Here is a 22,725-nt window from a genome sequence, read left to right on the forward strand (position 1 = left end):
AGTTCCTGATGAAGCTTTTGAAAAAGCTTCAAAGAACGCCGCCTTTTTGAAAAAAGGCGGCACCCATGAACTTTTGTCTTTATCAGCGAGGTATTATCGCCCTGCGGCCATCAGGCCTGCAGGGTATTCACGTCCACATGCGCCATGCCCGCGCGGGTGGCGGCCTGCATGCCCTCGCGACTGTCCTCGAACACGAGGCAGGTGGCAGGCTCCACCGTGAGGTGCCGCGCCGCAAGCAGGAACATATCCGGCGCGGGCTTGGGGTGGTTTACGTCATCAACGGTGATGATGACATCGAACAGCTTCTCAAGCCCGAGATGGCTCAGGCAGGCCGAGACAACCTGCCGCGATCCGTTCGAGGCCACCGCCATGGGCAGGCGGCCATGATAGGCGCGGGCGATATCGGTCACGACCGTGATCTCGCGCAGCACATGCAGCTTGCGGAGCATGCTGGCGCGTGCGTTCGAGATGATATCCTCGCGGTTCACCACCCGGCCAAGGCGCTGCTCGACAATATCGAGCACCATATGCTCGGACATGCCGCCATGGCCATGAAACCACTCCGGCGGCACGCCCTGGCCGATCGCATCCTCAAGGGCCGCAAGCCAGCCTTCACGGTACAGCGGCAGGCTGTCGACCAGCGTGCCGTCGCAATCAAAGATCAGGCCCTGCGTGCCCGCGCGGACAAGGCTCATGGGAAAGCCGACCGGGCATAGTCATACTGGTTGACCAGATCGCGCAGCGCGTCGAAATCCTTGTCCTTGTAGTGATGGAAGCGGATCACGGCGCCGGGGCGTTCCTCCACGAACACGGTGTTGTTCCAGTCAGCGGCGCTGATGCCGGTCCACAGCGTGATGCGGTAGGGCACGGCGGGGCCGCTGGGCTGCTTGCCATCGGGCGCCACCTGCATTTCCATCACCGCATCACCGCTTGAAGGCGGGGTCTGGCCCAGCGGCCCCCAGCCCTTGGTGTGCGACTGCAGCCAGTCATTGAGCGTCTTGACCTGTGCCGCCGTGAGCGTGCGCTCGCGCCGCATCGGGCCGACCGCAATGGTGCCCGACTGCATGGTGGGGAAGCTCAGCGGCCGGAAATTGGGCATGGCCATGTACCACAACCCTGCTGCCGTGCCGATGGTGATGAACAGGAACCCGATCAGCAGGGCGGTTTCGCGTCTCATTGGCGTATGGTCTCCTTATGCACACACAGCCGCGATAACCCGGGCCACGTCATTGTCCGACAGTTCCGGATGTAGCGGAAGCGCCATGATCCGGCGCGAAAGATCTTCGGCCACCGGCAGCGATGCGCCATCATGGCAGGCCTCATAGGCCGGCTGGCGGTGCAGCGGCCGGGGGTAATAGATGGCCGAGGCCACGCCACGGGCCTTGAGCTTCTCCTGCATGGCGGCGCGATCGGCCTCGCCTGTGGTCAGCACGGAATAGATCGCCCAGGAGGACTCACCATCTGCCACGCGGGCGGGCGGCACCAGATGGCCCGCAATGCCCTTGTCATACGCGCTGGCAATGGCGCGCCTGCGGGCAAGCTCGGCATCGAAACGGTCCATCTTGGCCAGGATGATGGCGGCCTGCAGCGTGTCCAGCCGCGCATTCATGCCCGTGCGCAGCACCTCGTAGCGGGTCTTGCCCTCGCCATGGGTGCGCAGCGAGCGGTAGAGCTCGGCGCGTTCGGGGTCATCGGTCAGGATCGCACCCGCATCGCCATACGCGCCCAGCGGCTTGGAGGGGAAGAAGGACAGCGTGGTCGCCACCCCCTCGCGTCCCAGCCTGCGGCCCGACAGGCTCGCGCCATAGGCCTGCGCGCAGTCCGCCATGAGGAACAGGTCCTCCGCCGCCGCGATGGCGCGCAGTTCGGGCCACGGCGCGGGCTGGCCAAACAGGTCCACCCCGATCAGCGCGCGCGGGCGCAGGCGACCGGCCCTGCGCACGTCGGCAATGCGCTGGCGCAGGTTTTCAGGGTCGATCTGGAAAGTATGGGGGTCCACATCCACAAAGACCGGGGTGGCGCCAAGCACCAGCGGCACCTCCGCCGTGGCGGTGTAGGTGAAGGCGGGCAGGAACACGGCATCGCCTTCACCGATTCCTTCGGCCATCAGCACCACCTGGATGGCGTCCGTGCCCGATGATACGCCCACGCATTCCCCTGCCCCCACATAGCTGGCCAGCCGGGATTCAAGCTCGGCCACTTCGGGGCCCATGACGAAGCGGCAGTGCCGCATCACCGCATCGACACGCTCGCGCAGTGCATCGGCAATGGCGGCCTGCTGTCTGGGCAGGTCAAGAAAACCTATGGGCGCCTGCGCCGGAGCGTTCATGATGCATTCCTTTCCACATCGGCCTGCCCCGCCGGAACCTGTGTAACCATGCCGTGCGGGTTATGGACAAATTCGGGTACGAGCTGGCCTGCCAGTTCCAGCGCCCGCGCGCTGTCACCCTGACGACATGCCACTGTCAGTGCATCCATGATATTGACGACCTGCGCAAGGTCCACCGTACGCGGCGTTGCCATCCGCAAACCGGGACAGCCGGTGGGTTGCAGGATTTCCTGGCTGTGAAACAGGTCCTCGGCCAGCTTTTCGCCCGGTCGCAGCCCGGTAAAGCGGATCTGCACGTCATGCCCCGGCCGCAGCCCCGCCAGCACGATCATCTGCCGCGCCAGTTCCATGATGCGCACCGGCGTGCCCATGTCGAGCACGAACACCCCGCCCCGGCGCAGCAGGGCGGCGGCAAGTTCATCTTCCTGCGCGCCGGTGCCGCAGGCGCTGGCCTGCAGCACCAGCCCCACGGCCTCCGACACGGTCATGAAATAGCGCCGCATGCGCGGGTCGGTCACCGTAAGCGGGCCACCGCGCTCAAGCTGGTGCTGGAACAGCGGAATGACCGAGCCGGTCGAACCCATCACATTGCCAAAGCGCACGGTCACGCAGCGCATGGCATCAGGCCCGCCCACGCGCCGGGCGCGGGCATCAAGGGCCTGGCAGTACATCTCCGCAATGCGCTTTGAAACACCCATGACACTGGCGGGATTGACCGCCTTGTCGGTCGAGATGAGCACCATGGCCCTCACCCCGTGGCGGCTGGCCGCATCGGCTACGATGCGGGTGCCGGTCACGTTGGTCAGCAGTCCCTCGCACGGGTTGGCCTCCACCATGGGCACCTGCTTGAGCGCGGCTGCGTGAAACACCAGCTCGGGGCGATAGCGGGCAAAGACGCGCTCGATGCGCGCGGAATCGCGTATGTCGGCCAGCACCAGGTGGCGCCTGAGCGCGGGCGCCGTCGCTTCAAGGTCGATATCCACCTGCCATAGCGGGAACTCGCCCATATCGAGCAGGATCAGTTCCGCGGGGCCATGGCGGGCGATCTGGCGCACCAGTTCCGCCCCGATCGAGCCCCCTGCCCCCGTTACCAGCACCCGCCGCCCGCGTAGCATGCTCGCCAGCCCCTGTTCATCAGGCGCCACGGGCTGGCGGGGCAGCAGGTCAGCCAGCCTGACGGGGTGCAGTGGCGCGCGCGCGGTGCCTGTCAGGGCGGACAGGTCGGGCATGCAGCGCACCGGGGTGCCGCTTTCATGCGCCATGCGCAGAACGGTGGCAAGCCGCCTGCCACGGCAGTGCGGGTCGGCCACCACCACCATCCAGTCCTCATCCGCCCCCAATGCCGACAGAATGGCCCGCAGGTCGCCCACCTGCCCCAGCACCGGCAGGCCGCCCGGCCTGCGCCCGGGGCGGCGCTGGCGGCCTTCAAGCACCAGCCCCGCAACCCGGCGGCCCATATGCGGCACCAGCGCCAGGAAGCGGCTGGCATCTTCCCCATCGCCCAGCACGATCACGCGCTGCTGGCCGCCAGGCCCGCGCAGGCCCTGCCGCCAGTACTGGTATGCGCCCCGCACGCCCGCCAGCAGCACGAATGCCGCCATGGCGTAAACCATGCCAAATGCCGGGGCGGGTGCCCCCAGCAGGGCCACAGCCCCCAGCACCAGCCCGCCCGCCAGCGCGCAGGCCCCGCCCAGCCGCCAGAAATCGGACCGCCCGGCAAAGCGCCAGTGCTGCTGGAAGATGCGGAACGGCCACCCCGCCACGCCAAGCCCCGCCATGCCCAGCACCTGCACGCCCCCGGGCCACGCGCCGCCAGACATTGGGGCCGGATAACCGCACGCCCAGCCCGCGAGGCTTGCCGCCAGCCCCCCCAGGACCGTATCAAGCATGCAGTTCAGCGCGATGGTCCGTGTCATGCGCAGGCACTCGGCCAGGGAGTGAGCGCTGGAGGATAGCGTTGCCATTACCCCTCCCTATAGCCGAGCCAGCGGGGGAGCAGGAAGGAGAGATCATGCCCCGGACCCCGCTTTCATGACCTTCGTGCATGCCGATCATGGCGCGGGCCTGCTTTTCGTGCTGCTACTTGGCGCAGGCGCGGTCATGGCCGCCCTCCTGTCGCGCCGGGTCATCGGGCTGCGCATACTGGACTACCCCACCGGGCGCAGCGCCCACGCCCGGCCCGTGCCCAAGGGCGGCGGGCTTGCCATTCTGGCCGTGTTCGTGACCGGCGTGCCGCTGGCGCAGATGCTCTGGCACCATGCCCCCACCCTTGCCGACAAGACCCTGCTGGCCGCCACCGCCTGGCTGGGCCTGTTTTCATGGCGCGATGACATGCACCCCATGCCCGCGCTGTGGAAGCTGGGCGCGCAGGTGCTGGCGGCCCTGCTGGTGGCCTGGGGCAGCCTGGGCGTGCTGCCGCATGATGGTGCGACATGGGGCGCGTTGCTGGCGCGCGGGCTGTGGCTGGTCGTGCTGTGCAACGCCATCAACTTCATGGACGGGCTGGACGGGCTGGCCGCGGGCTGCACCCTGCTGGCCTGCATGGCCACCGCCCTGCTGTGCCTGCATGTTCATGCAGGGGTGGAGACATGGGGCACGGCGCTGGTCATGGCTGTTGGCATTGCCGGTTTCCTGCCCTTCAATTTTCCCCGGGCGCGGCTGTTCATGGGCGATGTGGGCAGTCAGTGCTGCGGGCTGGTGCTGGGCGCGCTGGGGCTGCACATGGCCGACCTGCCGCCGCTGGCGCATGGCTGGGCGCTCATGCCGCTCATGCTGTCGGGCCTGCTGGCCGATGTGGGGGTAACGCTCCTGCGCCGCGCCGTGCTGCGCCGCCCGCTGCTGCAGGCGCACCGGGAGCATTTCTACCAGATGGCGCATCGCGGCGGCATGACGCCCCTCGCGGTTACGCTGCTGGCCTGGGGGGCCACGCTATGCGGCGCGGGGGCGGCATGCGCGCTGGCAGGCGGCCTGATCGGCCTGCCAGCCGCGGCGGGCGGGCTGCTGGCGCTGCAACTGGCATGGGGCGTGGCGGTGATCGGGCGCGTACGCCACGCGCCGGGCGTGCGGTGGTAGAAACGAAACAGGGGGAATGGCCCTGCGACCATCCCCCCTGCCGATCGTGACAGATAACGGACCTTACTTGTGGGTAAAGGTAATCTTCATGCCCTGGGCGGCTGCGGCAAGGCGACCGCCGGAACTGGAGGTATCGAGCCGGATGCGCACGCCTGCGGGGTTGTTGAGCAGGACCGCGCCAATGCCGGTGCCTGCTGTCACATCACCGTTGACGGCGGCGTAACTGCCCTCGAAATCCTTGACCGAATGCAGGTTATAGACCGTGCCGCTGCCCTTGATGTTGGCATAGCCCACGGCCGCGAGCGACCCGCCCTCGATCTTGAAGCGGTAGGTATGGTGCCCATACACCAGCTTGCCCGTGCCCCATGTATGCCCCACGCCGATATCGAGCGACTTGAACTTCATGGTGACGGTGCCCGAGGGCGTGCCGAGCGAGGATTCCTCGGCCATGGCCGCGCATGGCAGGCTGGCAAGGGGCGCCACGGCGATGGCGAGGGCAAGCAGACGTCGAGAGATATGCATGGAGTGGAAACCTTCCGTCCCGGAACGCACGAAGAGAACCTGCTGCTAACTCAGCTCGCGCGGCGAAGTTCCTCGGTGCGGCGCGCACGGGGCGCCTTGCGCACGGGGGCGGCAACCTTTTCTTGGGCTGCGGCGGATGTTTCGTTCACGATTGTGCGCAGGTCGCGCAGGAAGCCGTTGCCCTGCGGGGTGTGCGTGATCAGCACCGAGCGGCGGTCCATCGGGTCGGCCGTGCGGCGGGCGAGGCGCAGGTCCTCGAGCCGGTCGAGCGCGCGGGTGATCGCGGGCTTGGACACGTTCAGCTCGGCGGCGAGGCCACGCACGGTATGGGCGCTGTCGCTGAGGTAGCAGGTCAGGAACACGGCCAGCTGGCGCGCTGAAAGGTCAGGCCCGTCGCGGCGAACCATTGCAACAACGGTATCGCGCAGGGAGTGCGTCATCCGGTCCGCATGAGCCTGATTGGGCTGTGATGACTTGGCCATCGGTTAAAATCCTCTGTCATGATGCCGTGCCGGCCAACGGGCCTGTACGCCGTGGAATCGGACCGGCACGAGATGGTCTCTTTTGGTGGTGCCTATATAATTGGCATTTACGGCATATATAAGTCGCACCTGGCAAATTAGTTCGATTTCATAATTGTTTCTTTAATGTCGCGTTCGTTTCGTCAAGATTAAATATTTTTAATATCCCTGCGTAAGCTGCTCTTAAACCAAGACTTTCTCCGCCTTCCGGGCGGCCGGGGCGGTCGGAATCGTTCCATCCATAGGTATCGATATGAACCCAGCGCACATCAGTTTTGACAAAATTCTCTAAGAAAAGCGCCGCCGTAATCGCCCCTGCCATCGGTTTGGATGAAATATTGTTCAGGTCTGCCACCGGACTGCGCAGCCATTTGCGGTAGCCCGGCCATAGCGGCAGGCGCCACAGCGGGTCGCCGCAGGCCCACCCCGCCCCCTCCAGCGCAAGGGCGGCCTCATCGCTGTTGCTGAACAGCGCGGGCATGTCGGGGCCAAGTGCCACGCGGGCGGCCCCGGTCAGGGTTGCGGCATCGACCAGCAGGGCGGGATCGTGCTCGCACGCGGCATGCAGCAGGTCGCACAGCACCAGCCTGCCCTCGGCATCGGTATTGCCAATCTCCACCGTCAGCCCCGCGCGCGTGCGCACCACGTCGGATGGGCGCATGGCGCGGCCTGACACGCTGTTCTCCACACAGCCCAGCCGCAGTTCCAGCCGCACCGGCAGGTCGCGCAGCACCACCAGCCGCGCCAGCGCCAGCATGATGGCAGCGCCCCCCATGTCCTTTTTCATCCGCAGCATGGATGAGGGCGGCTTGAGGTCGTAGCCGCCGGTATCAAAACACACACCCTTGCCCACCAGCGATACAAGCGGCGCATCCTCGGGCGCGGTGCTGCCGCTCCAGCGCGCCACCACCACGCAGGGCGCGCGCTCCGAGCCCATGCCCACGTGGAACACGGTGGGGAAATCCTGCTCCAGCCGCGCGCCGCGAATGACCGACACCTCCGCGCCAAGCGGCTCGAGCGCCACCTGTGCCGCGCGCGCCAAATCATCGGGGCCCATCAGGTTGGGGGGCGTGTTGATGAGCGAGCGCGCCAGGTTGATGCACTGCGCCACCGGCCCTGCCGCCAGCCCTGCCGCATCAACCACCAGCCGTGCCCGTGGTGGCTTGGGGCCGCTGTCGCGCCCGAAGGCGGGCATGCGATAGGCACCAAGGCAGAAGCCAAGGGCCATGTCGGCTGCAGCAATATCCTGCGGCGCGCTGATGCGCCACAGGCCGCTTGGCAGCGAGTCGGGCAGCACGCCGAACACGAACGGGTCGGCCCCATCCGCCGCCTCCGGCACGCCCAGCACGGCGGTGGCGATGTTGCCATCCGCATCGGGCAGGCCCTGCACCTGCCCGTAACGGGCCACAAAACCGGCCTGGAGCGCAAAACGCGCCGCCTTCTCGCCCACCAGCGCCTCAAGCCCCCCCAGGCCCGAGGGGCGGATGGCGTGCACCACGCCTACGGGTTCATGGCCCACGTCGTTCCGGGCGACCAGGCAGTCGGGTTGTTGCGGCATGTTCATGGCATTCCTCGGCTGTGTCATCTTCTGTTGCCCGCAAGGGTGCGTCCGCCATCGCGCCAACGCAACACCCTGTGGCGCGGTCCTGGGCACACGCATGTGGTTTTGCTTGCATTTCCGTCCACTTGGCCGGAGCATACCGCCATGACGGGTGTACCCTCGGGGCTTCGTGGCCCCCATCGCGCAGCGGCCGGGCATCGCTCCGGCCCCCATTCCGACCAGGTGGTCCGGGCTGTGCTCGGCCCGACCAATACCGGAAAGACGCATCTCGCCATCGAGCGGCTGCTCTCGCATTCCAGCGGGGTGATCGGTTTCCCACTTCGCCTGCTGGCTCGTGAGAACTACGACCGCATGGTCGCCCGCAAGGGCGCGCAGGCCGTGGCGCTGATAACGGGGGAGGAAAAGATCATCCCCCCGAAGGCACGCTGGTTTTCATGCACGGTGGAGGCCATGCCACTCGACCGGCGGGTGGAATTCGTGGCGGTGGATGAAATCCAGCTCTGCGCCGACCCGGACCGGGGCCACATCTTTACCGATCGGCTGCTGCATGCGCGCGGCACGGCGGAGACGATGTTCCTCGGCGCCGACACCATCCGCAACCTGATCCGCCGCCTTGTGCCGGGCATCGAGATCGAGCACCGGCCCCGCCTTTCGCAACTGACCCATGCGGGCGCGTGCAAGCTGACGCGCCTGCCGCCACGCTCGGCCATCGTCGCGTTCTCGGCGGGCGAGGTTTACGCCATTGCCGAACTGCTGCGCCGCCGGCGCGGCGGCTGCGCCATCGTGATGGGCCAGCTCTCGCCGCGCACGCGCAATGCGCAGGTGGCGCTGTACCAGGAAAAGGAAGTCGATTACCTCGTCGCGACCGACGCCATCGGCATGGGGCTGAACATGGATGTGAACCATGTGGCCTTTGCCAGCCTGTCGAAATTCGACGGCTCGCGCATCCGCCCGCTCACGGCAGGCGAGATCGCGCAGGTGGCCGGGCGCGCCGGACGCGGCCTGCGCGATGGCACGTTCGGCACCACCGGCACCTGCCCGCCCCTGCATGAGGAACTGGCCGAGGCCGTGGAGCAGCACCGTTTCGACCCGCTCACCCGCCTGTCATGGCGCAACAGCGCGCTTGATTTCTCATCGCCCGCCAGCCTGCTTGGCAGCCTCAACCAGGCCTCGCCCCGGCCTGAACTGATTGCGGGGCATGAAGCGAGCGACGTGCTGGCCCTTTCAGCACTCTCGGCCAGCCCCGACATCCGCCCGCTGGTGCATTCCCGTGCCGCAACCCGGCTGTTGTGGGAAAGCTGCCAGATCCCCGATTTCCGCAAGCTGGGCGATGACAGCCACATCCGCCTGTGCGGGCGCATCTTCACCCACCTGATCAGCGATGGCCGCATCCCCGCCACATGGATGGAAAACCAGATCACCCATTTCTTCCAGACCGATGGCACCATCGACACGCTGATGCAGCGCCTGGCGGGGATTCGCGTGTGCAGCTACATTGCCGCCCGCCCCGGCTGGATCGCCAATGCCGAACACTGGCAGGCCCGCACGCGTGAGGCGGAGGACCGGCTATCCGACGTGCTGCACGAGCAGTTGACTGCCCGCTTCGTCGACCGCCGCGCCACCACGCTGATCCGTCGGCTTGATGAAGGCGGGCATGACAACCTGCTCTCCGCCGTGACCGCGCAGGGCAATGTGGTGGTGGAGGGCCATGAGGTTGGCCGGATTGCGGGGCTTGACCTGATTGCGGGCGAGCATACCGATGCCGAGGATGGCCGCCTGCTCATGCGCGCCGCCCGCCGCGCCGTGCGCAGCGAGATTCCCCGCCGCGTGGCGCTGCTGGTGCAGGATGACGACCAGCAGTTCACCTTCTCGGCCGATGGCACGCATATCATGTGGCAGGGCATGAACCTCGCCCGCCTGCTGCCAGGTGCCGATGTGCTCTCCCCCCGCCCGCTGGTGCTCGACAATCCGCTGCTCGACAACGCCCAGCGCGAGCGAATCCGCAACCGGCTCCAGACCTGGCTCGGGCAGGTCGTGCGCGAACACCTTGCCCCGCTCTTTGCCGTGCAGGCCGCCGTTGCCACCACGCCGGAACTGCGCGGCATCGTTCACCGCCTGCTGGAAGGCGCAGGCATCGCCCCGCTGCACAAGGGCGAGCGCCTGCCCCCCGAGATGCTGGGCCGCCTGCGCAGGCTGGGGGTGCGCGTGGGCCATTATACCCTGTTCATGCCCGCAATCCTGAAGGAGCGCGCGCTGCAGTTGCGCGGCTGGCTTGTAGCCATCAGCCTGAACATGCCCTGCCCCACCCTGCCCGCCATGAGCCGCATCACCCTGCCGCCCGATGCCCTGCCCCCGGCCTTCATGGACTGCATGGGCTGGCTCGCCGCGGGGCCTGTGCGCCTGCGGCTCGATATTGCGGAAAAATTCATTCGCGAACTCGCCCGCCTGACCCGTCGCGCGCCCGTGCCGCTGCCACCGCAACTGGCCTCACGGCTGGGCGTGCGCCATGAAATGCTGCCCGCCGTGCTGAAGGGGCTGAACATGCGCGTGTACCACCCCCGCCCCATGCCCGCCGACCGCTACGGGCCACCGGCCCCGATCATGATCCGCTTCCATGCGGAGGGCGAAAATGCCCGGCACGAAAAACCCCGCCCGGCACAGAACCGCCAGGCCAGCAGGCGCGCTGCCTCCCGGCGCCCCATGCGCCCGGACAGCCCCTTCGCCGCCCTTGCAACCCTTCTGGACCGGCCCTGAACGCATGAAACAGGCACCCACCCCCCAGCCCCAGGCCCAGCGCGTGGATGTGTGGCTGTTCCACGCCCGCTTCGGGCGCAGCCGCAGCGCCTGTGCCCAGATCGCCACCAGCGGGCATGTGCGCATCAACCGCCAGCGCGTGACCAAGGCGCATGCGCTCGTGCGCACGGGCGACGTGCTGACCCTGCCCGCCCCCGATCGCAGGGCCGTGATCGTCATTCGCGTGACAGGGCAGGCCGAACGGCGCCAGGCGGCGCCACTTGCACAACTTCTGTATGAAATTGTTCCAGAAACTGCCTGAATATTGTGGCGAGCGGGACAATACAGGCACCGATTATGCATTAGCCGCCGTCTTGGGCTTGCCACGACCGGAAAACACTCTCATATCTTCCGCCATTCCCGATGAGGTCATGCCCCCTGTGGCGCCTCGTCCCTTTTCATGGCTGGGCCTACTGCCACAGGCCACACAAATAACGATCGGAGATAGGCGATGACCTATGTGGTCACCGAAAACTGCATTCGCTGCAAATTCACAGATTGTGTCGAAGTCTGTCCGGTTGACTGCTTCTACGCGGGTGAGAACTTTCTCGTAATCAATCCGGATGAGTGCATCGACTGCGGCGTATGCGAACCGGAATGCCCGGCTGAGGCCATCTTCCCCGATAGCGACGACCGCGCCACCCCCTGGGCCGAGCTTAACGCGAAATACGCCGCCATCTGGCCCAACATCACCCGCAAGATCGACGCCCCGGCCGATGCCGAGGAATGGAAAGACAAGCCGGGCAAGAAGGACATGCTTTCCCCCGAGCCGCAGAAGGGCTGACCCCGCCTTTCCCGACAGGGCCCAATAAAAAAGACCGGCACGGTTTCCCGTGCCGGTCTTTTTTTATGCCGTCTGGCCCGGGGGTGGTTGCCCACCCCCAAAGCCCAGCATGAAGCCGCGTATCAGCGCGACATCATGTTGATGGCCGTGTCATGCATGATGAACATCGTGCCGGCCACAAGGACCAGAACCGACAGCACCGTGAATGTAAACGCCATGACGTTCCAGCGCTGCTCGGACGAACCGTTCATGTGCAGGAAGTAGATCAGGTGAACCACGATCTGGACCACCGCCAGCAGGGCAATCGCCCCGCCGGTAGCGGACGGTGACATCGCATGCGACATCACCAGACCGAAGGCTGCTACCGTCAGGATAACGGCAAGTACGAACCCGGTAAGGTAAGATCCTACGCTACCATGGCCCTCTCCCGAGGATGAAATATGATCAGCCATCAGAGCACACCCATCAGATAGACAAAGGTGAAGACACAGATCCAGACAATGTCCAGGAAGTGCCAGAACAGGCTGAGGCAGGTCAGCTTGCCGATCATGCGCTCGTTCAGCTCAGTCTTGCCAGCCGTCTGGAACAGCAGGACCGCCATCCACAGCAGGCCGCAGGTGACATGCAGACCATGCGTGCCAACCAGCGTGAAGAAGGCGGACAGGAACGCGCTGCGATCCGGGCCGTTGCCTTCGGCAATCATGTGCGAGAACTCGCGGATTTCCATGAACAGGAAGCCCAGCCCCAGCAGGAAGGTCACCCCGAGCCAGGTCCGCATGGTGCTGACCTTGTTCTCGTGGGCGGCGATCATGCCAAAACCGTAGGTGATGGAGCTGAACAGCAGGATAGCCGTTTCAATGCCAACACCCGAAAGTTCGAACACTTCGTGGCCGGTCGGACCGCCGGCAAACTGGTCACGCAACACCGCGAACACTGCGAACAGCGTACCGAAGATGATGCAGTCCGTCATCAGATACAGCCAGAACCCGAACACCACGGGAGATTCGTGGTGTTCATCATGGGCATGGGCTGCATCAGCAGTCATGTTTTGCGCCATTATTCCGCTGCCTGTGCTGCCATAAGGTTATGGGTGTGCTCCTGCTCGATACGAGCCACCTCGGACACCGGCACATAGTAATCGACGTCATTGTCAGCCGAACGTGCGATCACCGTAGCGATGACACCGATCAGACCAACAGCCGCCAGCCACCAGATGTACCAGATAGCACCGAAGCCAAGCACGAAGCTGAAGGCACCGATAAGGAAACCGCATGCCGTGTTCTTGGGCATGTGGATGGGCTGATAGTCACCACCCGCGCGACGCGTGTCGATACCCGCTTCCTTGTCGTGGGCAAAAGCGTCGAGCTCGTGCACTTCCGGCAGGATGGCGAAGTTATAGAACGGCGGCGGCGAAGAGGTGGACCATTCCAGCGTACGAGCGTTCCACGGATCGCCCGTCAGGTCACGGTTCTCGGCCAGGTTACGGTCGCGGATCGAGACATAGAGCTGGGTCAGCTGGCACACGATACCGCATGCGATCAGCACGGCACCGGCTTCAGCAATCAGCAGCCAGGGGTGCCATTCCGGGTTGTCGTAGTGGTTCATACGACGGGTCATGCCCTCGAAACCAACGACATACAGCGGCATGAACGCCACATAGAAGCCAATGAACCAGCACCAGAACGCCCGCTTGCCCCATGCTTCGTTCAGCTTGAAGCCGAAGGACTTGGGGAACCAGAAGTTCATGGCCGCCACGTAGCCGAAATACACACCACCGATAATCACGTTATGGAAGTGGGCGATAACGAACAGCGAGTTATGCAGCACGAAGTCGGAAGCCGGGATGGCGAGCATCACGCCGGTCATGCCACCGATGGAGAAGGTGATCATGAAGCCGATCACCCAGTACATGGTCGCATGGAACTCGATGCGGCCCTTATACATGGTGAACAGCCAGTTGAAGATTTTCACGCCAGTCGGAACGGCGATGATCATCGTCATGATGCCGAAGAACGCGTTCACGTTCGGGCCAGCACCCATGGTGAAGAAGTGGTGAACCCAAACCACCAGCGACAGGACCATGATGGAGGCGGTCGCGTAGACCATGGTCTTGTAGCCGAACAGCGGCTTGCGGGAGAAGGTCTGCGTGATTTCGGAGAAGGCACCGAAGGCAGGCAGGACCAGGATGTACACTTCCGGATGGCCCCAGCCCCAGATCACGCTCAGATAGAGCATCTGGTTGCCGCCGCCGTCGTTGGTGAAGAAGTGCATGCCCAGGTAACGGTCCAGACCCAGCAGGCCCATGGCCACGGTCAGGATCGGGAAGGCAACCATGATCAGCACGGTGGTGCAGAAGATGGTCCAGGTGAACACCGGCATACGCATGTAGGTCATGCCCGGCGCACGCATCTTCACGATGGTCGCGAAGAAGTTCACACCCGTCAGCAGCGTGCCCACACCGGACAGCTGAACCGCCCAGATATAGTAGTCAACACCGACGCCGGGGCTGAACTGCTGCTCGGACAGGGGCGGGTAAGCCAGCCAGCCGCACTGCGAGAACTCACCGATGAACAGCGAGACGTTGACCAGCAGGAAGCTGATGGTCGTCATCCAGAAGCTCAGCGTGTTCACGAACGGGAAGGCCACGTCACGCGCACCGATCTGCAGCGGCACCACGATGTTCATCAGACCCTGCATGAACGCCATGGCCATGAAGAAGATCATGATCGTGCCGTGAGCGGAGAAGATCTGGTCATAGTGGTGCGGCGGCAGGTAGCCGGGGTTGCCGGCATAGGCCAGCGCGAGCTGGGAGCGCATCATGATCGCGTCCGCAAAACCACGGAACAGCGCCACGAGGGCCACAACGATATACATGACACCAATGCGCTTGTGGTCGACCGAGGTCAGCCATTCACGCCAAAGGTAGCCCCATTTACCGTAATAGGTGATGAGACCGACAACGGCGAGACCCGCGATAGCGGCACCGATGAACGTCCCAACAAGGATCGGCACATCATAAGGGATGGCCGACAAAGTTAATTTGCCAAACATCTGTCCTATTCCTTCATGTTCATGTCGGACATCGCGGACTGCTGCACGTGCAGCATCTTGCCGGTGCTCTTGTCCATGACCATGCCGTCATTGTACTTGGCAACAATGGCATCGAAGAGACCCGCATCGACATGCGAGAAGTACTCAACCGGGTTGGCCTCGCTCGGCGCGGCCAGCTTCGGATAGCTTGCGCTGTCCAGCTGCTCGGAAGAAGCCTTCACCTTCTCGACCCACGCGCTGTACTGGTCCGCCGGCATTGCCAGCGCACGGAAGCGCATGTCGGAGAAGCCCTTGCCGCTGAAGTTGGAGGACTCACCCTGGAAGTCACCCGCTTCGTTGGCGATCAGGTGCAGCTGGGTCTGCATGCCAGCCATTGCATAGATCATCGTGCCGAGCTGCGGGATGAAGAACGAGTTCATCACGGAGTCAGAGGTGATCCGGAAATCGACCGGCGTATTCACCGGCATGGCCATCTGGTTGACGGTTGCGATCCCTTCATCCGGATAGATAAAGAGCCACTTCCAGTCCAGTGCCACAACATCGACATGAATTGGCTTGACGTTGGCTTCAGCCTCAAGCGGCTTGTACGGGTCAAGCGAATGACATGTCTGATAGGTCAGCACTGCCAGGAACAGAATGATCAGGCTGGGAATCGCCCAGATAATCACTTCGATCTTGTTGGAGTGCGACCATTTCGGCAGGTATTCTGCCGAAGTGTTGGACTGACGGTACTGCCATGCGAACAGCAGCGTCAGGATACATACCGGTATGACAACCAGCAGCATCGCGTAGGTCGAGGTCAGGATCAGGCTTTTTTCCTGAGCACCGACAACGCCCTTGGGATCAAGTGTATCCCAGGTACAGCCTGCTAACAGCGCTGCTGAAGATAGGCTCATCAGCTTTGTTAATCTCGGCAAGATTTTTTTCTTCATCTCACGCCTCGTTGGTTTCGACATCACCCTGTTTTGCTCACATCCTCGCTTCATCCACGGGCTTAGACAACAGCGGCCACGTTATACGCATGGCGGGAAAAAGCATTCTGCCTTCCCGGCATCCAGCGACATCGCGCCTGAGTCGACTTCCGAAAATGACAATCGCCTCTTTCGGTTTGCATCCGTCATGAGTTAGTTGCCGGCCGGCTGGCCATGACCTTGATCAATACGACCTGCCAGACCTTACGTAAATATTACTCTCAGGGCAGATCGGACCATGAATCGCGATGCCGTCCTGTGTGCTGAAGCGCATGTCCTGTGCCGCATACCCTTTCATATAGTTTTTCTATTCAAGGGTTATCCGACCTGAACGGCCTCATAGGCAAGCCTTCACATAATATTTCAATAGATTTCATTGCTTAAAATTTATCTTACAAAATCGTTGTTTTACAAAGGTTTAGTCGGGTGTCATTAACCTCACACTCTCGTCATCAGATAATTTCCATATATGAATAAGTCTTATCTTTTTTGACAGAAAGACCATTCCGGCTCCCCATTCACGCAAAAAGGGCCGCCACGGTTGTGGCAGCCCTTCTCATGCAGTCAAACAGGACCAGAACAGTCCTCGAAAGTAGGCGTCCTGTCGATCAGTCGTTGCTGCTGTTGCGCACGCCCATGAACTGCAGCAGGAACTGGAACAGGTTGATGAAGTTCAGATAAAGGTTCAGCGCATCATAGACCGACCGCTTCGCGGCCATGTCCGGCCCTTCATAGGCTGCAACCTGCTGGTAGGTGGCCTTGATGTTCTGGGTATCGAACATGGTCAGCCCCACGAACAGCAGCACGCCTGCGGCGCTGTAGACGAAATACAGGGCGGGGCTGTGCAGGAACATGTTCACCACGCCCGCGATGATCAGGCCGAACAGCCCCATCATGAAAAACGAGCCAAAGCGGCTGAGGTCGGTACGAGTCGTATAGCCCCAGATGGACATGGTGCAGAAGGTTGCGGCGGTGATGAAGAAGACGCGCGTAACCGAAACCCCCGTGAACACCATGAAGATGTTGGACAGGCTCGCCCCCATCACCCCGCAGAACAGCCAGAACAGGGTCTGCACCGCCTGGGTGGAGAGCCGATTGACCCCGAACGACATGACCAGGACGAAACCGAGCGGCGCGATCATGGCCAGCATGCCAAGTCCGGTCGGCTTGATCGTGCCCAGGGCAGGCACGTACTGGAAGAACAGCGTCTGCAGTTGGGTGTTGGCGATCAGGTAGGCAACCAGTCCGGTCAGGACCAGCCCGGATGCCATCCAGTTATAGACTCGCAGCATATAGGCGCGCAGGCCCATATCGACGGAGCCCATGGCACTCTCAGCGGTGGGGCGGATGAAACTCCGCGAATCAGGGCCAAAAGCCATTTGTTGTTTCCTTCCTCCACGTCCGTGACTGACGTGCGTCTGCCTGCATGTGGGCTCATGCTAGACGCGGTTCAAGAACATCAGCGTGACGAACACATTACAATGCGGCAACACGCTCCGCATTTCACAACGCTATATATACTGTACAAGACATGCGGCATGTGCCGTTTTTCCTTTCCGTTAAAAAGGTTGCCGGATGCGTCTGTTCATTGGCCTTGAACTTCCCCTTCCGCTCACGCGCGCCCTCGCTGGCCTGCGGGGCAACCTGCCGGACGTGACGTGGTCCCCACCGGAGTCCTATCACCTCACGCTGCATTATCTGGGCGCGGTAACGCACGGCCATCTGCTTGAAGACATCCACCACGCCCTGAGCGCCATAACAGCAGCACCCCCTACGCTCAGCCTGACCGCGCCGGGCCTGTTTGAAGCCGAAGCCCGCCACGGACCGGATACGCTGTGGATCGGCTGCGCGCCCGATGCCGCCCTGACGCACCTGCAGCAGCGAGTCCGCGCCACCATGAACCGGCTCCTGCCCGGCGCCGCGCGGTCCGCGCGCCGCTTCGTGCCCCATGTGACGATGGGCCGTCTGCTGCACCCCGATCCGCTCCGCCGGCAGGCCTGGCTGGCCGCCATGCCGCCCATGCCTGATGGCGAGCCGGTGGGTCACTTCACGCTTTTCCAGTCCCTGCGCCATGCGGACGGGCCGGTTTATGACGCGCTGGAACATTATCCGTTACAGGGCTGATTCTCTGTCCTGATCCGTTACGCGTACGGCGTAGGGCAGATGGTCATTTCACCAAGAATTTATGCCATTCATGAATAATAAAAATATATTTCTCATCATTTATTGTGAAGCACCTGACGCATGCCCTTAGGGGACCCTTCTCATTCTTGCTGCAATATCAACATATTTTAAAAAAACCTCCGGCGGCGCCAGCTATCCGTTTCATTGCTTATCAGACAACATATTCACGTTTTAGTGAGCGTGAACACTAAAATGTCAGGAGACGGGCGTGCTAGCCTCGGTATGTTCGGATGAAACGGACTACCTGCTTTATCTCCCTGCCCGAAGCCGGTTTCCTGTCTGGTCGGAAAATGAGCGCCGCCCGCGCTTTTTGCCGGTTACATTCAGAAAGCCTGCCCGGACGGAAAGTTGCAGCGGCGGCGTCCTGAATTCGAAACCGTTAGTTTTCTGAGGACATCACATATGATTTCTGCCGTTTTCGGAAAAAGACGTTCTCTGAGCAGAACGCTTACAGCCGGAACGATATGTGCGGCTCTCATCTCGGGCTATGCCACCATGGCATCCGCAGATGACGGGCAGGGCGCCACGGGGGAAGCGATCATCCATGCGGATGACCATCCCGGCGACTGGATGACCTATGGCCGCACCTATTCTGAACAGCGCTACAGCCCGCTGGACCAGATCAACCGTTCCAATGTTGGTAACCTGAAGCTGGCCTGGTATCTCGACCTTGATACCAACCGTGGCCAGGAAGGCACGCCGCTGGTTGTCAATGGCATCATGTATGCCACGACCAACTGGAGCATGATGAAGGCCGTTGATGGCGCCACCGGCAAGCTGCTGTGGTCGTATGACCCGCGCGTGCCCGGCAACATCGCCGACAAGGGCTGCTGCGACACGGTCAACCGTGGCGCCGCCTACTGGAATGGCAAGGTCTATTTCGGTACGTTCGATGGCCGCCTGATCGCGCTTGACGCCAAGACCGGCAAGCTGGTCTGGAGCGTGAACACCATCCCGCCCGAGGCGGAGCTGGGCAAGCAGCGTTCCTACACGGTTGATGGCGCGCCGCGCATCGCCAAGGGCCGCGTGATCATCGGTAACGGTGGCTCCGAGTTCGGCGCGCGTGGCTTCGTCTCCGCGTTCGATGCCGAGACCGGCAAGCTGGACTGGCGCTTCTTCACGGTTCCGAACCCCAAGAACGAGCCGGACCATGCTGCCTCCGACAGCGTGCTGATGAACAAGGCCTACCAGACCTGGAGCCCGACCGGCGCCTGGACCCGCCAGGGTGGCGGCGGCACGGTGTGGGATTCCATCGTGTATGACCCCGTGTCCGACCTGGTCTACCTTGGCGTGGGCAACGGTTCGCCGTGGAACTACAAGTACCGTTCGGAAGGCAAGGGCGACAACCTGTTCCTGGGCAGCATCGTGGCGCTGAAGCCGGAAACCGGCGAATACGTCTGGCATTTCCAGGAAACGCCGATGGACCAGTGGGACTTCACCTCGGTCCAGCAGATCATGACAGTTGACCTGCCGATCAACGGTGAGACCCGCCACGTCATCGTGCATGCGCCGAAGAACGGCTTCTTCTACATCATCGATGCGAAGACCGGCGAGTTCATCTCGGGCAAGAACTATGTCTATGTGAACTGGGCCAGCGGGCTTGACCCCAAGACCGGCCGCCCGATCTACAACCCCGATGCGCTCTACACGCTTACGGGCAAGGACTGGTACGGCATTCCGGGTGACCTTGGCGGCCATAACTTCGCAGCCATGGCGTACAGCCCCAAGACCGGGCTGGTCTACATTCCCGCGCAGCAGGTTCCGTTCCTGTACACCAACCAGATCGGTGGCTTCACGCCGCATCCCGATAGCTGGAACCTTGGCCTGGACATGAACAAGGTCGGCATCCCCGACTCCCCCGAAGCCAAGCAGGCCTTTGTCAAGGACCTGAAGGGCTGGATCGTGGCCTGGGATCCGAAGACGCAGGCTGAAGCCTGGCGCGTGGACCACAAGGGTCCGTGGAATGGCGGCATCCTGGCAACGGGCGGCGACCTGCTCTTCCAGGGCCTGGCAAACGGCGAATTCCACGCCTATGACGCGACGAACGGTTCCGACCTGTTCCACTTCGCGGCGGATAGCGGCATCATCGCTCCCCCCGTGTCCTACCTTGGCAGCGACAAGAAGCAGTATGTCGCGGTTGAAGTGGGCTGGGGCGGCATCTATCCGTTCTTCCTCGGTGGCCTTGCCCGCACCAGCGGCTGGACCGTCAACCACTCGCGCATCATTGCCTTCTCGCTCGATGGCAAGTCGGGCCCGCTGCCCAAGCAGAATGACCAGGGCTTCCTGCCCGTCAAGCCGCCGGCACAGTTCGACAGCAAGCGCACCGATAACGGCTACTTCCAGTTCCAGACCTATTGCGCCGCCTGCCATGGCGACAATGCCGAAGGTGCTGGTGTGCTGCCTGACCTGCGCTGGTCCGGGTCCATCCGCCACGAGGATGCGTTCTACAATGTTGTCGGCCGCGGCGCCCTTACCGCCTACGGTATGGATCGCTTCGACAGCAGCATGAACCCCACCGAGATCGAGGATATCCGCCAGTTCCTGATCAAGCGTGCGAACGAGACCTATCAGAGGGAAGTTGATGCCCGGAAGAATGCTGACGGTATCCCCGAGCAGCAGCCATAATCTCCCGGTTTTGACAATTTTTCGCATCAACGCGACGCATGATGGTGAACATAATGATCAACAGGCTTAAGGTGACATTCAGCGCGGCAGCGTTTAGTCTGCTGGCAGGGACGGCATTGGCACAGACGCCAGATGCCGACCCCGCGCTGGTCCAGAAAGGGGCGTATGTCGCACGACTGGGTGACTGCGTAGCATGTCACACCGCCCTCCATGGGCAGTCGTATGCAGGCGGGCTTGAAATCAAGAGCCCGATCGGCACGATCTATTCCACAAACATTACACCGGACCCGACCTACGGTATCGGCCGCTACACCTTCGCCGAATTCGACGAAGCGGTGCGCCACGGTATCCGCAAGGATGGTTCCACGCTGTATCCGGCCATGCCGTATCCTTCCTTCTCGCGCATGACGAAGGAAGACATGCAGGCGCTGTATGCATACTTCATGCATGGGGTGAAGCCGGTCGCACAGCCTGACAAGCAGCCGGACATTTCCTGGCCAATGTCAATGCGCTGGCCGCTGGGCATCTGGCGCATGATGTTCTCGCCCTCGCCCAAGGAATTCACCCCCGCTCCCGGCACCGATGCCGATGTGGCCCGTGGTGACTACCTGGTGACGGGTCCGGGCCATTGCGGCGCATGCCATACGCCGCGCGGCTTTGCCATGCAGGAAAAGGCGCTCGATGCTTCGGGTGGGCCTGACTTCCTGTCCGGTGGCGCGCCGATCGACAACTGGGTGGCCCCCAGCCTGCGCAACGACCCGGTCGTGGGTCTGGGCCGCTGGTCGGAAGATGACATCTACACCTTCCTCAAGTCCGGCCGTATCGACCACTCCGCCGTGTTCGGTGGCATGGGCGACGTGGTGGCATGGAGCACCCAGTACTTCACCGATGACGACCTGCACGCCATCGCGAAGTATCTGAAGAGCCTGCCGCCGGTGCCCCCCTCACAGGGCAACTACACATACGATCCGTCCACCGCGACGGCCCTGAACTCTGGCAACACCGCCAGCATGCCGGGTGCTGACACGTATGTGAAGGAATGCGCCATCTGTCACCGTAATGACGGTGGTGGCGTGGCCCGCATGTTCCCGCCGCTGGCTGGCAACCCGGTTGTCGTGACCGAGAACCCGACCTCGCTGGTGAACGTGATCGCTCATGGTGGCGTGCTGCCGCCGAGCAACTGGGCACCTTCCGCGGTGGCCATGCCGGGTTACAGCAACTCGCTGTCCGCCCAGCAGATCGCCGATGTGGTCAACTTCATCCGCACCAGCTGGGGCAACAAGGCGCCGGGCACCGTTACGGCTGCCGACGTGACCAAGCTGCGTGACACCGGGGCTCCGGTTTCCAGCTCCGGCTGGAACAGCATGAGCAGTGGCTGGTCGGTGTTCCTGCCGCAGCCTTACGGCTCGGGCTGGACGTTTGCACCGCAGACGCACACCGGTCAGGACGCCGCGCAGTAATACGCGGCAGGGGTGGCCTTTTCTCCCGGGCCGCCCTTACCCTGATACGCATTACGGAAAACCGCCATGGGCTTATGTCCATGGCGGTTTTCTTATGTACGGCAATGCCGCAAACTGACCTTTCACCTTGAGGGAGAATGCACATGCCGCGCATCGTTGTCCTGACCGGGGCGGGCATCAGCCAGGAATCGGGCCTGCAGACCTTTCGCGGGCCAGATGGGTTATGGAACCATGAACGGATCGAGGATATCTGCACGCCGCAGGGCTTTGCGCGTGATCCGCTGCGGGTGGACCGGTTCTATAACAACCTGCGTGCCCAGCTCCCCACCGTGCACCCCAATGCCGCGCACCGGGCGCTTGCCGCACTCGAACAGGCCGGACGTGACGGCCAGTGGCCGGGACACCTCACCATCATCACGCAGAATATCGACGACCTGCATGAACGCGCAGGGAGCCGGAACGTCATTCACATGCATGGCGAACTGCTGCGCCTGCGCTGCACCCACTGCCACGCCACCCCGGCATGGCACACCGACTGCACCCCCGATACGCCCTGCCCAGCCTGCGGCACGGCTGCGCTGCGGCCCGATATCGTGTGGTTTGGGGAAATGCCCTACCATATGGAGGCCATAGCCCGGCAGCTTGAAGCCTGCGACCTGTTCGTGGCCATAGGCACCTCCGGCGTGGTCTATCCGGCAGCAGGATTTGTGGACAGCGTGACGGATCATGCCGATACGATGCTGTTCAACCTTGAGGCCCCACCGGGCCGCAGCGCCTTTGACCAGACCATTCTCGGGCCTGCCACCCGCACGGTTCCCGCATGGACACGCGACCTGCTGAAAGCGTAAAGGC

20 protein-coding genes are annotated in these 22,725 nt (G+C 63.1%); 8 read left to right on the forward strand and 12 right to left on the reverse strand.

Annotated features, from left to right (window positions below; all coding sequences use genetic code 11):
- Nucleotides 1-110: 110 nt before the first annotated feature.
- The 4 genes from DV027_RS00350 to DV027_RS00365 are packed head-to-tail and all read right to left on the reverse strand — an operon-like array spanning nucleotide 111 to nucleotide 4,293.
- Nucleotides 111-695 (reverse strand): HAD family hydrolase, encoded by a 585-nt coding sequence (locus tag DV027_RS00350; protein ID WP_130730016.1) that lies wholly within the window; start codon nucleotides 693-695, stop codon nucleotides 111-113.
- Nucleotides 692-1,177, reverse strand: coding sequence for a hypothetical protein (locus DV027_RS00355; protein WP_130730017.1), 486 nt, complete (start codon nucleotides 1,175-1,177; stop codon nucleotides 692-694). The genes DV027_RS00350 and DV027_RS00355 overlap by 4 nt, the downstream gene beginning before the upstream one ends.
- 15 nt (nucleotides 1,178-1,192) lie before the next feature.
- Nucleotides 1,193-2,329, reverse strand: coding sequence for a DegT/DnrJ/EryC1/StrS family aminotransferase (locus tag DV027_RS00360; protein WP_130730018.1), 1,137 nt, complete (start codon nucleotides 2,327-2,329; stop codon nucleotides 1,193-1,195).
- Nucleotides 2,326-4,293, reverse strand: a complete 1,968-nt coding sequence (locus DV027_RS00365) for a polysaccharide biosynthesis protein (RefSeq protein ID WP_207303381.1) — start codon at nucleotides 4,291-4,293, stop codon at nucleotides 2,326-2,328. Before DV027_RS00365 ends, DV027_RS00360 begins: the two co-directional genes overlap by 4 nt.
- Before the next feature lie 67 nt (nucleotides 4,294-4,360).
- Here DV027_RS00365 and DV027_RS00370 point away from each other — a divergent pair, with 67 nt between their 5' ends.
- Entirely contained in the window at nucleotides 4,361-5,401 is a 1,041-nt protein-coding gene (locus DV027_RS00370) for a glycosyltransferase family 4 protein (protein WP_130730019.1), read from the forward strand.
- A gap of 63 nt (nucleotides 5,402-5,464) precedes the next feature.
- Here DV027_RS00370 and DV027_RS00375 read toward each other — a convergent pair whose 3' ends face one another.
- From DV027_RS00375 to DV027_RS00385, 3 genes are all read right to left on the reverse strand, one after another.
- On the reverse strand, nucleotides 5,465-5,923 hold the full coding sequence (locus tag DV027_RS00375; protein ID WP_207303382.1) for a hypothetical protein: 459 nt from the start codon (nucleotides 5,921-5,923) through the stop codon (nucleotides 5,465-5,467).
- Nucleotides 5,924-5,973: 50 nt separating this feature from the next.
- Nucleotides 5,974-6,405 carry a MarR family transcriptional regulator gene (locus tag DV027_RS00380; protein ID WP_130730021.1) on the reverse strand — a complete coding sequence of 144 codons (432 nt, stop codon included), beginning with the start codon at nucleotides 6,403-6,405 and terminating at the stop codon, nucleotides 5,974-5,976.
- 148 nt (nucleotides 6,406-6,553) lie between these two features.
- A complete protein-coding gene (locus DV027_RS00385; RefSeq protein ID WP_408884435.1) occupies nucleotides 6,554-8,002 on the reverse strand; it encodes a leucyl aminopeptidase family protein in 1,449 nt (482 codons plus the stop codon).
- Nucleotides 8,003-8,149: 147 nt separating this feature from the next.
- Here DV027_RS00385 and DV027_RS00390 point away from each other — a divergent pair, with 147 nt between their 5' ends.
- From DV027_RS00390 to fdxA, 3 genes are all read left to right on the forward strand, one after another.
- The gene (locus DV027_RS00390) at nucleotides 8,150-10,759 is read left to right on the forward strand and encodes a helicase-related protein (protein WP_130730022.1); all 2,610 of its coding nucleotides are present in this window, start codon (nucleotides 8,150-8,152) and stop codon (nucleotides 10,757-10,759) included.
- Nucleotides 10,760-10,763: 4 nt separating this feature from the next.
- On the forward strand, nucleotides 10,764-11,060 hold the full coding sequence (locus DV027_RS00395; RefSeq protein WP_130730023.1) for an RNA-binding S4 domain-containing protein: 297 nt from the start codon (nucleotides 10,764-10,766) through the stop codon (nucleotides 11,058-11,060).
- 189 nt (nucleotides 11,061-11,249) lie between these two features.
- Nucleotides 11,250-11,582, forward strand: a complete 333-nt coding sequence (gene fdxA / locus DV027_RS00400; RefSeq protein WP_078526760.1) for a ferredoxin FdxA — start codon at nucleotides 11,250-11,252, stop codon at nucleotides 11,580-11,582.
- 122 nt (nucleotides 11,583-11,704) lie between these two features.
- On the opposite strand, the gene cyoD is transcribed toward fdxA, so the two are convergent.
- The 5 genes from cyoD to DV027_RS00425 all read right to left on the reverse strand — a co-directional run bounded on the left by cyoD (nucleotide 11,705) and on the right by DV027_RS00425 (nucleotide 16,983).
- Complete coding sequence (cyoD, locus tag DV027_RS00405; RefSeq protein WP_130730024.1) at nucleotides 11,705-12,034, reverse strand: cytochrome o ubiquinol oxidase subunit IV; 330 nt, start codon at nucleotides 12,032-12,034, stop codon at nucleotides 11,705-11,707.
- A complete protein-coding gene (cyoC, locus tag DV027_RS00410) occupies nucleotides 12,034-12,639 on the reverse strand; it encodes a cytochrome o ubiquinol oxidase subunit III (protein ID WP_061272539.1) in 606 nt (201 codons plus the stop codon). Before cyoC ends, cyoD begins: the two co-directional genes overlap by 1 nt.
- Nucleotides 12,639-14,633 carry a cytochrome o ubiquinol oxidase subunit I gene (gene cyoB / locus DV027_RS00415; protein ID WP_110566544.1) on the reverse strand — a complete coding sequence of 665 codons (1,995 nt, stop codon included), beginning with the start codon at nucleotides 14,631-14,633 and terminating at the stop codon, nucleotides 12,639-12,641. Before cyoB ends, cyoC begins: the two co-directional genes overlap by 1 nt.
- 5 nt (nucleotides 14,634-14,638) lie before the next feature.
- Nucleotides 14,639-15,565, reverse strand: a complete 927-nt coding sequence (cyoA, locus tag DV027_RS00420) for a ubiquinol oxidase subunit II (protein WP_165165683.1) — start codon at nucleotides 15,563-15,565, stop codon at nucleotides 14,639-14,641.
- 647 nt (nucleotides 15,566-16,212) lie between these two features.
- A complete protein-coding gene (locus DV027_RS00425; protein WP_165399082.1) occupies nucleotides 16,213-16,983 on the reverse strand; it encodes a Bax inhibitor-1/YccA family protein in 771 nt (256 codons plus the stop codon).
- Nucleotides 16,984-17,179: 196 nt separating this feature from the next.
- Between DV027_RS00425 and thpR the strand changes: the two genes are divergently transcribed.
- From thpR to DV027_RS00445, 4 genes are all read left to right on the forward strand, one after another.
- A complete protein-coding gene (thpR, locus tag DV027_RS00430) occupies nucleotides 17,180-17,728 on the forward strand; it encodes an RNA 2',3'-cyclic phosphodiesterase (protein WP_130730025.1) in 549 nt (182 codons plus the stop codon).
- Between the two features lie 462 nt (nucleotides 17,729-18,190).
- A complete protein-coding gene (locus DV027_RS00435; protein ID WP_130730026.1) occupies nucleotides 18,191-20,413 on the forward strand; it encodes a PQQ-dependent dehydrogenase, methanol/ethanol family in 2,223 nt (740 codons plus the stop codon).
- Between the two features lie 53 nt (nucleotides 20,414-20,466).
- On the forward strand, nucleotides 20,467-21,873 hold the full coding sequence (locus tag DV027_RS00440; RefSeq protein WP_408884436.1) for a c-type cytochrome: 1,407 nt from the start codon (nucleotides 20,467-20,469) through the stop codon (nucleotides 21,871-21,873).
- 143 nt (nucleotides 21,874-22,016) lie between these two features.
- Nucleotides 22,017-22,721, forward strand: coding sequence for an NAD-dependent deacylase (locus DV027_RS00445; protein ID WP_130730028.1), 705 nt, complete (start codon nucleotides 22,017-22,019; stop codon nucleotides 22,719-22,721).
- The last annotated feature ends 4 nt before the right edge of the window (nucleotides 22,722-22,725 follow it).

Source organism: Komagataeibacter xylinus, from assembly GCF_004302915.1.
Lineage (GTDB): Bacteria > Pseudomonadota > Alphaproteobacteria > Acetobacterales > Acetobacteraceae > Komagataeibacter > Komagataeibacter xylinus_C.

What these genes read in the sequence shown, in the direction of transcription:
- cyoC (WP_061272539.1), bottom strand. Translation starts at nt 12,639, where the DNA reads ATGGCGCAAAACATGACTGCTGATGCAGCCCATGCCCATGATGAACAC.
- DV027_RS00445 (WP_130730028.1), top strand. Translation starts at nt 22,017, where the DNA reads ATGCCGCGCATCGTTGTCCTGACCGGGGCGGGCATCAGCCAGGAATCG.
- cyoA (WP_165165683.1), bottom strand. Translation starts at nt 15,565, where the DNA reads ATGAAGAAAAAAATCTTGCCGAGATTAACAAAGCTGATGAGCCTATCT.
- DV027_RS00440 (WP_408884436.1), top strand. Translation starts at nt 20,467, where the DNA reads ATGATCAACAGGCTTAAGGTGACATTCAGCGCGGCAGCGTTTAGTCTG.
- DV027_RS00350 (WP_130730016.1), bottom strand. Translation starts at nt 695, where the DNA reads ATGAGCCTTGTCCGCGCGGGCACGCAGGGCCTGATCTTTGATTGCGAC.
- DV027_RS00385 (WP_408884435.1), bottom strand. Translation starts at nt 8,002, where the DNA reads ATGCCGCAACAACCCGACTGCCTGGTCGCCCGGAACGACGTGGGCCAT.
- DV027_RS00365 (WP_207303381.1), bottom strand. Translation starts at nt 4,293, where the DNA reads ATGGCAACGCTATCCTCCAGCGCTCACTCCCTGGCCGAGTGCCTGCGC.
- DV027_RS00360 (WP_130730018.1), bottom strand. Translation starts at nt 2,329, where the DNA reads ATGAACGCTCCGGCGCAGGCGCCCATAGGTTTTCTTGACCTGCCCAGA.
- DV027_RS00370 (WP_130730019.1), top strand. Translation starts at nt 4,361, where the DNA reads ATGACCTTCGTGCATGCCGATCATGGCGCGGGCCTGCTTTTCGTGCTG.
- DV027_RS00425 (WP_165399082.1), bottom strand. Translation starts at nt 16,983, where the DNA reads ATGGCTTTTGGCCCTGATTCGCGGAGTTTCATCCGCCCCACCGCTGAG.
- DV027_RS00435 (WP_130730026.1), top strand. Translation starts at nt 18,191, where the DNA reads ATGATTTCTGCCGTTTTCGGAAAAAGACGTTCTCTGAGCAGAACGCTT.
- cyoB (WP_110566544.1), bottom strand. Translation starts at nt 14,633, where the DNA reads ATGTTTGGCAAATTAACTTTGTCGGCCATCCCTTATGATGTGCCGATC.
- DV027_RS00355 (WP_130730017.1), bottom strand. Translation starts at nt 1,177, where the DNA reads ATGAGACGCGAAACCGCCCTGCTGATCGGGTTCCTGTTCATCACCATC.
- cyoD (WP_130730024.1), bottom strand. Translation starts at nt 12,034, where the DNA reads ATGGCTGATCATATTTCATCCTCGGGAGAGGGCCATGGTAGCGTAGGA.
- DV027_RS00380 (WP_130730021.1), bottom strand. Translation starts at nt 6,405, where the DNA reads ATGGCCAAGTCATCACAGCCCAATCAGGCTCATGCGGACCGGATGACG.
- DV027_RS00395 (WP_130730023.1), top strand. Translation starts at nt 10,764, where the DNA reads ATGAAACAGGCACCCACCCCCCAGCCCCAGGCCCAGCGCGTGGATGTG.
- thpR (WP_130730025.1), top strand. Translation starts at nt 17,180, where the DNA reads ATGCGTCTGTTCATTGGCCTTGAACTTCCCCTTCCGCTCACGCGCGCC.
- DV027_RS00375 (WP_207303382.1), bottom strand. Translation starts at nt 5,923, where the DNA reads ATGCATATCTCTCGACGTCTGCTTGCCCTCGCCATCGCCGTGGCGCCC.
- DV027_RS00390 (WP_130730022.1), top strand. Translation starts at nt 8,150, where the DNA reads ATGACGGGTGTACCCTCGGGGCTTCGTGGCCCCCATCGCGCAGCGGCC.
- fdxA (WP_078526760.1), top strand. Translation starts at nt 11,250, where the DNA reads ATGACCTATGTGGTCACCGAAAACTGCATTCGCTGCAAATTCACAGAT.